12 protein-coding genes are annotated in these 12705 nt (G+C 55.3%); 4 read left to right on the forward strand and 8 right to left on the reverse strand.

Annotated features, from left to right (window positions below; genetic code table 11):
* Positions 1-21 precede the first annotated feature (21 nt).
* The 4 genes from ACXAIA_RS07900 to ACXAIA_RS07915 are packed head-to-tail and all read left to right on the forward strand — an operon-like array spanning position 22 to position 4885.
* Positions 22-510, forward strand: a complete 489-nt coding sequence (locus tag ACXAIA_RS07900) for a tripartite tricarboxylate transporter TctB family protein (protein ID WP_475345975.1) — start codon at positions 22-24, stop codon at positions 508-510.
* Positions 503-2041: a tripartite tricarboxylate transporter permease gene (locus ACXAIA_RS07905; RefSeq protein ID WP_475345974.1), complete on the forward strand. Its 1539-nt coding sequence runs from the start codon at positions 503-505 to the stop codon at positions 2039-2041. Before ACXAIA_RS07900 ends, ACXAIA_RS07905 begins: the two co-directional genes overlap by 8 nt.
* Before the next feature lie 34 nt (positions 2042-2075).
* Positions 2076-3758, forward strand: a complete 1683-nt coding sequence (locus ACXAIA_RS07910) for a methyl-accepting chemotaxis protein (RefSeq protein WP_475348865.1) — start codon at positions 2076-2078, stop codon at positions 3756-3758.
* On the forward strand, positions 3758-4885 hold the full coding sequence (locus ACXAIA_RS07915; RefSeq protein ID WP_475348866.1) for an AbrB family transcriptional regulator: 1128 nt from the start codon (positions 3758-3760) through the stop codon (positions 4883-4885). The genes ACXAIA_RS07910 and ACXAIA_RS07915 overlap by 1 nt, the downstream gene beginning before the upstream one ends.
* A 24-nt stretch (positions 4886-4909) precedes the next feature.
* On the opposite strand, the gene ACXAIA_RS07920 is transcribed toward ACXAIA_RS07915, so the two are convergent.
* From ACXAIA_RS07920 to soxY, 8 genes are all read right to left on the reverse strand, one after another.
* Positions 4910-6184, reverse strand: coding sequence for an NAD(P)/FAD-dependent oxidoreductase (locus tag ACXAIA_RS07920; protein WP_475348867.1), 1275 nt, complete (start codon positions 6182-6184; stop codon positions 4910-4912).
* 49 nt (positions 6185-6233) lie between these two features.
* Complete coding sequence (locus ACXAIA_RS07925; RefSeq protein ID WP_475348868.1) at positions 6234-6629, reverse strand: c-type cytochrome; 396 nt, start codon at positions 6627-6629, stop codon at positions 6234-6236.
* A gap of 50 nt (positions 6630-6679) precedes the next feature.
* Complete coding sequence (locus tag ACXAIA_RS07930; protein WP_475348869.1) at positions 6680-7792, reverse strand: c-type cytochrome; 1113 nt, start codon at positions 7790-7792, stop codon at positions 6680-6682.
* Positions 7776-9071, reverse strand: coding sequence for a sulfite dehydrogenase (gene soxC, locus ACXAIA_RS07935; protein ID WP_475348870.1), 1296 nt, complete (start codon positions 9069-9071; stop codon positions 7776-7778). Before soxC ends, ACXAIA_RS07930 begins: the two co-directional genes overlap by 17 nt.
* A gap of 94 nt (positions 9072-9165) precedes the next feature.
* On the reverse strand, positions 9166-10860 hold the full coding sequence (gene soxB, locus ACXAIA_RS07940) for a thiosulfohydrolase SoxB (RefSeq protein ID WP_475348871.1): 1695 nt from the start codon (positions 10858-10860) through the stop codon (positions 9166-9168).
* A 118-nt stretch (positions 10861-10978) separates the two neighbouring features.
* Positions 10979-11839: a sulfur oxidation c-type cytochrome SoxA gene (soxA, locus tag ACXAIA_RS07945; protein WP_475348872.1), complete on the reverse strand. Its 861-nt coding sequence runs from the start codon at positions 11837-11839 to the stop codon at positions 10979-10981.
* Positions 11840-11900: 61 nt separating this feature from the next.
* A complete protein-coding gene (gene soxZ, locus ACXAIA_RS07950) occupies positions 11901-12227 on the reverse strand; it encodes a thiosulfate oxidation carrier complex protein SoxZ (RefSeq protein ID WP_167718180.1) in 327 nt (108 codons plus the stop codon).
* Between the two features lie 20 nt (positions 12228-12247).
* On the reverse strand, positions 12248-12703 hold the full coding sequence (gene soxY / locus ACXAIA_RS07955; RefSeq protein WP_475345965.1) for a thiosulfate oxidation carrier protein SoxY: 456 nt from the start codon (positions 12701-12703) through the stop codon (positions 12248-12250).
* Between the last annotated feature and the right edge of the window lie 2 nt (positions 12704-12705).

The following is a 12705-nucleotide window of genomic DNA, read 5'->3' on the forward strand; positions in this document are numbered from 1 at the left end:
ACCTCCGAAGGAAACCACGCCATGTCCATCAATCGCGACAAATTTGGCGCGCTGCTATTTCTTTGCCTCGCGCTGATTTATGGCTTTTATGTCGGTGACATTCCGCTGCTGTTTGGCGACGAGGATGCCCCGTTTAATGCCAGAACCCTCCCGAACGCCCTTGCATGGTTGCTTGGTGTGGTTTCCTTCCTTCAACTCGTACTGCCGACCAACAAAGAGGCCGGCAGTCTCGAACACGCGTTTCGTGGCCTTAAATGGAAACGCGTGATCATTCTTGCGGCTCTGATGGTTTTCTACGGCTTGACGATCCGCCAGATCGGCTTCCCGATTTCGACATCGCTCTTCCTGATGGGCGGTTTCTATACGCTTGGTGAGCGACGCCCGCTGGTTCTGATCCTGACGGCGGTTGGTGTCACGCTTGCCTTCTGGGGATTGCTTTATGCCATGGGCATCTACCTGACCCCGGGCGACTTCTTCTATTATCTCGGTTGGATGTCAAACGATGCTTGAGGGAATTTTCTCCGGTCTTTCGACCGCTGTCATGCCGGTCAACCTGTTGATGGTTGCTGTCGGCTGTTTCGCAGGCACCTTTATCGGGATGCTTCCCGGTCTTGGCCCAATCACCGCCATTGCCCTTATGATCCCGATCACCTATGGGTTTGATCCGTCCACCGGCCTGATTTTGATGGCGGGCGTGTATTACGGGGCCATCTTCGGCGGTTCAACTTCATCTATCCTGATCAACGCACCGGGTGTTGCCGGTACGGTTGCGACCGCCTTTGACGGCTATCCGATGGCGCAAAAAGGCCAGGCTGGCAAGGCTTTGGCCATTGCCGCCTACTCTTCTTTCTCTGGCGGTACGATTGCGGCGATCTTCCTGCTGGTTGCCGCCCCGGCACTGGCGTCCGTTTCACTTTCCTTCCAATCGGGTGATTACTTCGCCCTGATGGTACTTGGCCTGACAGCTGTGTCTGCCTTTGCGGGCAAGGGACAGGTTCTCAAAGCCATCACGATGACCCTGTTCGGGATCATGCTTTCGACCATCGGGACCGACCCGGCGGCTGGTGTGGCCCGCTTTACCTTTGGCAGCATGGATCTTGTTGATGGCATCAGCTTCCTTCTGCTGGCCATGTCGACCTTCGCCCTGTCCGAAGCCCTTCTTTCGATCCTGCGTCCAACCAAGGACACCCGCTCCGAAGAAGAAAAGGCGCTGAAAAGCCTGGGCTCGATGAAACTCTCGAAGGAAGAAGTAAAAACCATGGTACCGGTCATTGGCCGCTCCTCGGTTCTGGGCTTCTTCACCGGCGTTCTGCCAGGCGCTGGTGCGACCATCGCATCCTTCCTGGCATACGGCATGGAACGCAACATTGCGTCCGCCAAGGAAAAGCTTGGCTTCGGCAAGGGTTCGATCCGTGGGCTTTCAGCACCGGAAACCGCGAACAACGCAGCATGTTCCGGCTCGTTCGTGCCGCTTCTAACCCTTGGCATACCGGGTTCGGGGACGACAGCCGTCATGATGGGTGCGCTGATTTCCTATGGCGTACAGCCGGGACCTCGCCTGTTTGTTGAACAGCCCGATGTTTTCTGGTCGGTGATCATTTCGATGTATATCGGCAACATCGTGCTGCTGGTTCTAAACCTGCCGCTGATCCCGTATATCTCGCGTCTTCTCGCCCTGCCCCAGCAGCTTCTGGTTCCGTTTGTTCTGTTCTTCTCGCTGGTTGGTGTCTATCTGGTGACCTTTAACACCATGGACATCCACATGATGGTGATTGCAGCTGGCATCGCGATCGGCCTGCGTCTTCTGAACTATCCGATGGCACCGATGCTGCTTGGCTTCATTCTCGGCAAAATGATGGAAGAAAACCTGCGCCGCGCACTGGCCATCAGTGACGGTTCGATTTCCTTCCTGTGGGAACGCCCGATTACGCTGGTCATTCTGCTGCTGAGCCTGCTGTTCCTGTCAGCACCGCTGATTGCCAACCTGCGCAGCTGGTTGGCCAACCGCAAGGCAGCGGTTCCAAATGATGGTGAACTCTAAGCTCCGATATTGAGCGACGCGAAGGAAACTGGTTATGCGCTTTCTTGACAACCTCTCGATTGGTCCCAAAACCCTTTTGGTTCCGGTCTTCCTGATGATCGTCATCATCGCCATGGGGATTGCGACTGTCGCAACGCTTGAAAGCGAAAAGAACACACTTACCAGCCTTCGCGTTGAAGCCTATGAACGGCGATCCGATGCGCTAACGCTTAGCAACGCGCTGAACGAGGCGCACGGATCGCTGTTTCGCATTTTGACCTGGGATTCCAACGGCATTAATGCCGCCGTTGTCCCGGATCTCCGCGAAGAAGTCAGCAAACTTGAAGGCGAGCTGGCCCCGCTTGCTGAACGTCTTGCCACGGTTGGCGGTGACGCCTTCACCGAGAATTACGCCAATTACATGGAACAGGTCAGCCAGTTCCTTGTTGAAAGCGAAATGAACATCTATGGCGCGCTTGAAGTTATTGCGCAGGCCGATGAAACCTTTCAGGCCCTTCAAGCCCCGCTGAACGATATCCTTGCGCAATCCCAGGACATTGCCACCACATCATTTGCCGATGCCTATGCCCAGGCCGAAGCCCTGCAGCGCATCTTTGTGATTGTTGCCCTGATTGTCATTGTGGCAGCGGTCGCGGTTTCTGTGTTTGTATCGCGCCGTATTTCCCGCCCGATGACCGATCTTTCCGAACTGATCGAACAGATCTCCAATGGCGACCTTGATGTCGACATCCGGGGTGGCCAGCGCGGCGATGAAATTGGCAAAGTCGCGCGGTCTGTCACAGTCCTGCGCGATCAGTCCAAAGAAGCCGAAATGCTGCGTCAGGAACGCGAACGGGTGCGCGGCCTTGAAGGTCAGCGTCAGCAGAACCTGATTGATGCAACCCATCATTTCGAACGCGCGGTTCAGGAAGCACTATCGGGCTTTGATCAGGAATTCAGCTCGCTCAACGGCTCAGCCAGCGACATGGAACAGATTGCCACCCTGGCCAGCGAACGGTCCGCCGATGCCAATCAGCATTCCGAACAGGTCCTGCATCATATCGAAGCCGTATCGCAAACGACCGCCAGCCTGTCCGAAGCCATTGCTGAAATTGGCCAGCAGGCCCAGAATTCCGCCGAGGTTGCCGGTCGCGCCCGTACGGAAAGCGAACATTCCCGTGCCCTGTTTGAACAGCTGACCAACGCCACCCAGCGCATTGGGGATATCGTCGGCCTGATCGAAGAAATCGCAAGCCAGACCAACCTTCTGGCCCTGAATGCCACGATCGAGGCCGCGCGTGCTGGCGATGCTGGCAAGGGCTTTGCCGTTGTTGCCGGCGAGGTCAAAAACCTTGCCTCCCAGACGGCACGTGCGACCGAGGATATTGCAAATCAGGTCGAAGAAATCCGCGGGCTGACCGACAATGTTGTCAATGCCTTACAAGGTGTTGCCGATGTCATTGGCGAAGTCGATCAATCGGCTGCTGCCATCGCCGCTGCGGTTGAAGAACAACAGGCATCTACTGCGGGTATCTCTGACAGCATTCAGGATGCCAATGGCGGCATGCGTACCGTTGCCGAGGCCGTTGGCGCACTGGACGGTGAAACAGCACGCGTCCATAACGGATCTGCCAATGTGACGCGCGCCACAAGCACACTCAATACCGAGGCCACCAAACTGCGCAACGCGATTGATGGTTTCCTCGAGCAGATTGACAAGAACAAGGCCCAAGCATAATGACCAGAACACCGGACGATCCATCAAACAGCCGTTGGATCAATCAAATTTCCGGTGTTTTGACACCCCAGTTTTTCAAAAAACTGTCGGTCGCCTTGGGGATTGGCTTGATTGGCGGCCTGATTGCCCATTTCATCAATATGCCGCTTGCCTGGATGATGGGCCCGATGCTGGCAACCTTTGTCGCAAGCTTGCTTCGGGTTCCAATGGGCGTACCGATGCAGTTTCGCTCAGGTATTCTCGGCATTATCGGCATTTTTCTTGGCGCGTCCTTCACGCCCGACACACTTGATCAGGCGGCACGCTGGCCGATTAGCATGATCGCGGTGCTTCTTTATGTGCCGATCATTACCTTTGTCATTACCTGGTTCTATTCCCGCATCGCGCGCCTTGATCCTGCTACGGCTTTGTTTTCAGCTACACCCGGTGGCCTTACCCCGATGGTGGTTCTGGGTGCCGCCGCAGGCGGAAATGAACAGGAAATCGCCCTGACACAAGGGTTACGGGTTCTGTTACTGGTGATGTCAGCCCCTTTGATTGTTCTCATGATCACGGGTGTGGTCGCAAACGGACATGGCGACGGCGAAGCCGTTCAGATGACACTGGGCGAAGGTGTTTTGACGGCTGTCTGCGCCCTCCTCGCCGTTCTGGTATTTCGCAAGCTGCGCATCCCGGCGGCCTATATGACCGGCGCCATGGCTGCCAGCATGGTTTTGCATATATCGGGCGTGGTTGAGGGCAACCTGCCGGGCTGGTTGCTGGCAGGAAGTCTTTTAATCCTGGGGTCGGCGATTGGCAGCCGTTTTTCTGGGGTCAAGATGGCGGTTCTTGTTCGGCTTGCCGGCTATTCCGTGCTGGCGACCCTTGTGGTTCTGGCCTTTACCGGCGGTGTTGCGTGGTTCGTGTCGCAATGGCTTGATCTTGATTTTATCGCCGTTTTGCTGGCCTTTGCACCCGGTGGTGTGGCCGAGATGTCACTGATTGCACTTGCGCTCAATGTCGAACCAAGCTTTGTTGCCTTCCACCACATCGTGCGTATTTTCGAAATCGTCCTGCTGGCCCCGATCCTAGCCAAGTGGTTTCAGCGCCACATGCAAAAGAAAGCCGCCCAGCAGGATTTACACTAATCCTGCCGCGATCCCTTTGCCGGATCAGCCAAACATGTCCTTGGTGATCCCGTCATACCAGGCAATCGATTCCGCAAAAGTCTGCCTGCGGGTATCGGCACTTTCATCAGGCTGACTGATAAAGGACGATGTGCTGGCAATCGCGCCATCCACATTGGCATATTGCGCCCCCACCTTGATCCCGTCATTGGTTTCAACCAGGCTCCAGCAGGTATTAAGATAGCGTGCCGGGAACACCCGGGCATCGGTCAGGTCGCCCATGAGATGCATCACCACCACTTTCGCCTGACTGTTCGCTGCTGATCCCGACTTCGGCATGGCACCGGCAATAGATGCATCCCCGATGACGAAGATGTTTTCATCCAGTTTGGAGCGCATGGTTTCGGCGTCCACCGGGCAGAAACCACTGTCATCCGAAAGCCCTGCGCTGATGGCAATGCTCCCGGCCCGTTGGGCTGGAATGATGTTAAGCAACGCACCGCCAAAGGTATCAAAGTCGGTTTCAACAGTTCCGGCTTTAACATCCACACCCGTGATCCCGCCATGGATATTGGGGCCATACCATTCGACCATGCCCGGATAGTATTTTTCCCAACCGGCCGTAAAAAGCCCCTGTTTTGAAAACTTCTCCTTGGGGTCCAGAACCACGATCGTGCAGTCATTGAGCCCGCGGGCTTTCAGGGTATGGGCGATCATTGAAACACGTTCATACGGTCCCGGCGGGCAGCGATACGGATTGGGCGGCGCAACCATCACCACCTGATCCCCATTTTTAAGGCCATCAATCTTTGATTTCAGCAGCTGCGTTTGTGGTCCGGCCTGCCAGGCATGTGGTGCGATCTCGGCCAATTCCTTGGAATATCCCGGCACACTCTCGAAAATCAGATCAATACCGGGCGACAGGACCAATCGGTCATAGGGGATGGTTTCCCCGGTTGATGTGCGGACAGTCTGGGCCGCCCGGTCAATCTCCTCGGCCCGGGCGGTAATCTTGCGGATGCCATAATCATTGACCAGCCGGTCATAGCCATGTGTGATTGACGCAAAATCGCGGTAGCCGCCCAGATACAGGTTGGAAAAGAAGCAGGTCGTGTATTTTTCGGAATCCTCGATCAGGGTGATGTTAATGGCACCGCCTGCCTTTTCCGCCAGATGGCGTGCCACCGTCGCACCGCCTGCGCCGCCGCCGACAATCACGACATTCTTGCGGCCTTGCGCACGCAACAGCCCTGGCATCGCCATGGCGCCTGCACTGGCGCCAAGCAACTTGTTGAACGTTCTCCGTGTGACACTGCTCATTTTCTTGTTCCTGATCCGTTGATTAATGACGTTTCACAAACTCCAGATTCTAGTCCTTCGTCGAAAAATAGGTTGCCAGCGCAGAAAGCTCCTCCATGCCAAGGCTTGCCATAATGGCCTGCATCACAGAATTGTCGCGTAGACGATATTTGTATTCCAGCATCGCCTCGACAAAATACTCGCGTGGCAGCCCGTTGATCACCGGGATCGCATGGTTGGTTGAATGCTGCTGATGACATGTCACACATTCGCTCGCCAGATACGCGCCGTATTCCGCATCGCCCGGAATTGCCAACACCTGTCCGATGGCCGCGCCCAGCGGCATGTCGGGTATTGGCGGTTGCGCACCGGACTCAGCAAACGAAAAGTGCGGGATCACAAAGATCCCGCACGCTGCAAACAGCCCGATTTTATGAATACCCAACGCCCGAAAGCCGAGCGCCATGAAACTGCCGCCACCATCCGTTTCATAGTGTTTCCGGTAACAGCTCCGCATTAATCAATGCCCCCGGCACCACCTTCATCGTCGCCGTCGGGCGTCACGTCAAGAATACGCGCCCGCATCACGATTTCGGCCGGACCATCGCCACAGTTTTCCATGCAGGGTTCGACATTGGTCGCGAAATTGGCTTCTTCCAATCGATCATCGGGATAGAAGTTCTCTTCGTTGGGCAACGAAATCTCGTTAAAGGTTTCATTGGACAGCTCAAAATCTTCATCCGTTACAATATCGTTTAAATACAACAGATAAGCGGTGATTGCGTATGTCTGGTCCGCGTCCAGTGACCGGGCATTGCCAAACGGCATTGCCCGATGCACATAGTCGAAAATCGTCGATGCAAACGGCCAGTAGGATCCGATGGTTTTGACGGGGCGATCTGCTGTCAGGGTATCACCCCCCCCGGCCAAAACGGGCCAGCGCCCCTCGCCCTCACCAAAGACACCGTGACACACTGCGCAGTTTTCATCATACAGAACACCACCATCGGCAACAGTTCCACTACCAACCGGCAACCCGACACCATCCGGACGGACATCAATGTCCCATGCGGCCACTTCTTCAGGCAGTGCTTTACGACCAAGGTGATAAACACCATGTTCCGGGATCACGGCATCTGCGGCATTCACCGCCGGTGCCGTCGCGGTTTCAAGCGGCGCGGCTTCGCCACCTTCAACCGCTGCTGGTGCGGGTTCCGGTTCCGCTGACGCCTGCTCCGCATTTGTCGAGAAGGTCGCGAGATAGGCAATCACGTTGGCGATTTCGTCATCCTTTTTCAGGCCACCAAAGGCCATACGCGTCCCTTTGACGAAAGCACGCGGCTTCGCCAGATATTCGCTAAGACTATCGTGATCCCAGACCAATCCTTCCTTACCGGCTTTGACCATCGCCTTGGAATACTTGAAATCCTCATGCGAACCGGCAGTGCGGCCGAAAATTTCATTGAGCTCCGGGCCGACCTTGTTCTTGGCCCCGTCACCCACGGCATGACATGCCGCGCATTTGCGGAAAACCTTTTCCCCGGCATCGGCATCTTGCGCATTGGCATTGGTTGCCCATGCAGCACCAAGCAGAACGATGCTTGCGGTAAACTTAAGAAACTTCGACATTTTCCGCCTCTCCGTTCGACTTCAGGTACCAGGTCTGGATGCCATTATTGTGATAGATTGAGTTGTCACCACGTGCCGCGCGCAGCGCATCCTTGGTCGGCTGGACATAGCCATTTTCGTCAATCGCGCGCGATTGCAGATAAAGCGGTGATCCATCCCAGTTGAATTCGTAATAGAACCGATGCAATGACCGGCTCAGGCTTGGCCCATCAATCCGGGCATGCTGCCAGTTGCGACCACCATCAATCGACACATCGACACGCTTGATCTTGCCATGACCGGACCAGGCCACACCGGTAATGATTGTATGACCACGCCCATGGGGGATCGGGGCCTGCGGGCTTGGATTGGTGATGACCGATTTGACATCCATCGCCCAGGTGAACCGCCGTGCGCGGCCATCGGGCATCAGATCGGTATATTTCGACGTCTCCTCGCGCAGCTGCCATGGCTTGTCACCGACTTCGATCCGGCGCAGCCATTTCACCCACATATTGCCTTCCCAACCCGGCACACACAAACGTACCGGATATCCTTGTTCCGGACGAAGCGCCTCGCCATTCATCTTGAAGGCGACAAGGCAATCATCGAGTGCCTTTTCAATCGGGATTGAACGGCCCATCCCCGATGCATCGGCACCTTCGGCCAGGATCCACTTGCCAGATGGCTTAACGCCTGCTTCTTCCAGAAGCGTACGCAGGCGAACGCCGGTATACATCACGTTGTGCAGCATCCCATGCGTGAACTGACAGCCATTAAGCTGCGCACCACGCCATTCCATGCCAGAGTTCGCCGCACATTCCAGGAAATACACCCGGTTTTCACGCGGGAAACGCATCAGGTCCTGCATGGTGAAAACAAGCGGCTTATCCACCAAACCATTGATCATCAGCCGGTGTTCTGCCGGATCAACTTCGGCAACCCCACTGTGATGGCGCTCAAAGCAAAGACCGTTTGGCGTGATGATGCCGTCAAGCTCATGCAATGGCGTGAAATTGATCGACGATATCGGGTCGGCTGTCAGCCACGGCACATCACGGCGCACAACATGCGATTCAAACGGCGATGGAACGCCATACGGCGCTGCATCAACACCCGGACCGGAATACTGGTTCCAATCCTTGAGTTCAGTAATCGCCGGATCAGGTGTCCCGGCTGCCATCGCGGCACCGCCACCGATTGCAGCGACTGCCGCACCTCCGGCAGCTGTCAGCCCACCCTGAAGAAAACTGCGCCGGCTTGGCACAAAATTCTTATCTTTTTCTGGTTGTTGGGACATGGCTCCTGGTGTCCTCCCTACACATTCGATATTTTATATATATTGAGACGAAAAATGCCCTGCCCGGTGTTTGCAACCGGCCAGGTGATTTCGCCTAGTTCATCCCGATCACCTTCACAGTGTCATTGCGTGGAATATCAATGATCTTGTGACGGGTGATGTAGTTTTCCATAAGATCGTAAACCGCCGGACCTTCGACGCCCTCATTGACGGATGCCCAACCGGCAACGACATAACTGCGATCGGCTTCAATCGCTTCGCCGGTCTTGATCATGGTCATGTTTGAAATGCGATTGCCGATGCTTTCCTTCGGCGCGCAGCTATAAGCCATGCCGCCGACCCGAACCATGTCACCGCCCTGTTGGAAGAACGGATCCTTGTTAAACAGGTTGTCACAGACGTCTTCGAGGATTTCCTTGATCTGCGTACCGGTGAATTCCAGTCGATAAACCGAGGGGTAATTCATGCTGGTCTGGTTATACAGCTCATCAACCGTGATATCCCCACCCGGAAGTACCGTCGTGCCCCACCGGAAACCGGGGCTGAATGCCAGCTCGGCATCACGTTCTTCCATCATTCCCTGACAAATCAGATCATCCCAGGTGCCATTGAAATTCCCGCGGCGATACAGCAGATCCGATGTCTTACCCAGCACCCGATTGCACTCGGCCTCATAAGGTGCGCGAACCTCGTCAATCTTGGCGGCCATTTCCGGATCTGGTGCAATCACATCGGCAAACACCGGAATAAGCGTGGAATTATAATCCGTTACCCGACCATCTTTAACTTCCAGATCCACACGCCCAAGATACTTGCCGTGCGATCCCGACGACAAAAGCAACGTATTTCCGATCTTGATGGCCTCGGGCACGGCGTCATGGGTATGACCGGTCAGGATCACGTCAATGCCACTCACAACGGTTGCCAGTTTCTGGTCAACGTCAAATCCATTATGCGACAGCAGAACCACGACAGCAGCCCCGGCTTCGCGGGCCGCATCAACATTGGCCTGAATGACTTCGGGGCGAATGCCAAATGACCAGTTCGGGATCATCCAGCGCGGATTGGCAATCGGGGTATATGGCATCGCCTGCCCGATCACGGCCACCTTGTGCCCGCCGGTCTCATAGAACGCGGTATGTTCGAAAACCGGCTCATCCCATTCATTGTCAAAAATATTGCTGGCCAGGAACGGATAGCCAAGATCATCAACGATCTCCTTGACCCGGTCTTCGCCAAAGGTGAATTCCCAGTGCCCGACCATCGCATCGGGCTTGAGCAGTTTCATGCAATCGACCATGTCCTGCCCATTGGTCTTGAGCGACGTGTAGGAACCCTGCCAGGTGTCACCACCATCAAGGAACAGAACGTTGCTATCCCCGCGTTCGGCACGGATCGCCTTGACCAACGTTGCCGTTCGGTCCAGGCCACCAAGGCGGCCATAAGTGCGCGCCATATCCACGTAATCGACCATGGTGTGGGCATAGGCAAGCGGACTGCCGCGCTTGATGCCGAAGTGAGACAGGAACTCCTCACCGACAAGATGCGGCGGAATGCCTTCAAACGCCCCGACGCCATAGTTTTCCGAAGGCGGGCGGAAATAGACCGGCTTTAGCTGGGCATGAACATCTGTGAAGTGCAAAAGCGTAATCGTACCTTTGCTGTCAAACTTCAAAAGATCGTCCTGTGTCAGACGCTGTTGGGCGGCAACACGGGTCAAACTGCCCATATAGCCGGTTGCTGCGGTGGTCACAGCAGCCCATTGTAAAAATTCACGGCGCGAAAACATCTATTGGTGGCCTCCGGGCAATATTCACCTGTTCGGCAGCGCGGCCGAGGCATTTAAAGGAAAAAAGGCGGGGCAACCGGGAGGATAATCCAATCCCCCCTGTAGTAACTTTTGGGTCTTATTGGCGAACTGCCGGTGTCTCGACCGACAATCCGGTACCCCGCCAGGTCACATAAACCTCAAGCGCCATCAATTCGTCAGAGAACGCAGCAGGGTATTCCGCACGGGTATCGCGAATGCACCCACGGAAACGGTTATGCAGCGATATCAACTTGGCCTGTTTCAGGCGATAGGTCGGGAACCCGTTGACATTACCCTGGCTGAGATGGTCGGCCCGAATGTAATTGCCATTGTTCTGTTCATGGCAGGACGCACAGGACAGATTAAGTTGACCGGTCCGGGTGTAATAAAGCTCATTGCCCCGATCCCACCAGCTCTGCATGTGTCCTTCGGCAAGGTCGATGGCGACCGGGATTCCCAAAGACTGATGTTTGACATAGGCAGTCAGCGCCTTTTGCTCAGGCGCATCAAACTTGTAGGCCTCGGCACCCATCTCTTCGGTGCGGCATTTATTGATCTGAAGTTCCACATTGATCGGGCGGTTGGATGCTTCATCCCATTTCGGGAAGTTCGCCCCGACACCGGCCATGCTTTCCTCGGCATCACCATGACAGGATGCACAGGATTTGCCGGCCGTTCCATCGACTGTGTTCCACAGATCCGCACCATCTTCCACCTCAAGCATTCCGGGGTTTTCAAAGGTGTCGGTTTCGAGCATTCGCGTTTCATCCGTCCGGTACAGCCAGCCTGACCGAACTTCGTCAAGCGGGTGCCCCTCTGGCGGTGCAGCCCGCGTGATCATCTGGATTTCACCATCAATCACGAGTTCATCGTCAACAGGCCCACCGGCAAACGCAATCCCCGGAACCAGTGCGGTCATGGCAACCGCAGCAGCTTTGGCTATGATTTGGTTTCTCAAGACATTCCCTCCCGATACAGTGGCGGGCCCGTGATCACCTGACCAACGGACCCGTCCCGAATCATTTTATGGCGATCTTGTTTTCAGTCTCGTAGACAGAACCGTCATCATCCAACCAGCTGAACTTGAATGTTCCCGCTTCGGTAACCTTGGCGGAAAACTCGATATAGGGGTTGGCGGAAATTGCCGGCTCAAGGTCACAGGAAAACACCGGCTTGCCGTTGAATTCACAGGTGAACTTATTGATGATCTGGCGCGGGATGAGGTTCCCATCCTTGCCCTTGCGCAACCCTGATTCCATCGGATGGTTGATCAGGGTCTTGATGGTGATGACATCACCTGCCGATGCGGATTTCGGCACTTTTACACGTGGCTTGATATTATCCATTTGACTTGCTCCCGATCCGATCAGCCGCCGCAACCACCGATGGTCACTTTGACTTCTTTTTTATCCATGAAAACCTGCCCTTTGCTGGTCTTGGCGACGGCAACCACATTTTGGGTTTTCGCAAGACGCATGCGGGTTTTCGCTTCGGCTGCACCGCTCATCGGGGTGAAGTGAAAGACAACGACATCCGGATTGGGGTTGCCTTCGGCATAGATGACAACCGATTCAACGTAATCGTCATCCGTCATCGGGCTGGCCACGGATACTTCAACAGGAACCGTATTGCCGTTTTCAGCAATTTCCGGCGTGTTTAATGTTAGATCCCCACCCATGGCGGGATCTTTGCCACCGGCAAAGTTCTTGATGCTTTCGGCTGTGGCTTCCGGCGTGGCAGAGGCAGACAGCGAGAAGCCGAACACTCCGGCTGCAGCTGCACCGACCGATCCACAAAGCATTTGGCGTCGTGTGAGATTCATCT

The sequence above is a fragment of the Thalassospira sp. ABL2_045 genome, assembly GCF_056161285.1.

Excerpts from the sequence above, each read along its gene's own strand:
- ACXAIA_RS07920 (WP_475348867.1), bottom strand. The coding sequence starts at position 6,184 with ATGAGCAGTGTCACACGGAGAACGTTCAACAAGTTGCTTGGCGCCAGT.
- ACXAIA_RS07900 (WP_475345975.1), top strand. The coding sequence starts at position 22 with ATGTCCATCAATCGCGACAAATTTGGCGCGCTGCTATTTCTTTGCCTC.
- ACXAIA_RS07930 (WP_475348869.1), bottom strand. The coding sequence starts at position 7,792 with ATGTCGAAGTTTCTTAAGTTTACCGCAAGCATCGTTCTGCTTGGTGCT.
- ACXAIA_RS07905 (WP_475345974.1), top strand. The coding sequence starts at position 503 with ATGCTTGAGGGAATTTTCTCCGGTCTTTCGACCGCTGTCATGCCGGTC.
- soxB (WP_475348871.1), bottom strand. The coding sequence starts at position 10,860 with ATGTTTTCGCGCCGTGAATTTTTACAATGGGCTGCTGTGACCACCGCA.
- soxC (WP_475348870.1), bottom strand. The coding sequence starts at position 9,071 with ATGTCCCAACAACCAGAAAAAGATAAGAATTTTGTGCCAAGCCGGCGC.
- ACXAIA_RS07910 (WP_475348865.1), top strand. The coding sequence starts at position 2,076 with ATGCGCTTTCTTGACAACCTCTCGATTGGTCCCAAAACCCTTTTGGTT.
- ACXAIA_RS07915 (WP_475348866.1), top strand. The coding sequence starts at position 3,758 with ATGACCAGAACACCGGACGATCCATCAAACAGCCGTTGGATCAATCAA.
- ACXAIA_RS07925 (WP_475348868.1), bottom strand. The coding sequence starts at position 6,629 with ATGGCGCTCGGCTTTCGGGCGTTGGGTATTCATAAAATCGGGCTGTTT.
- soxZ (WP_167718180.1), bottom strand. The coding sequence starts at position 12,227 with ATGGATAATATCAAGCCACGTGTAAAAGTGCCGAAATCCGCATCGGCA.
- soxY (WP_475345965.1), bottom strand. The coding sequence starts at position 12,703 with ATGAATCTCACACGACGCCAAATGCTTTGTGGATCGGTCGGTGCAGCT.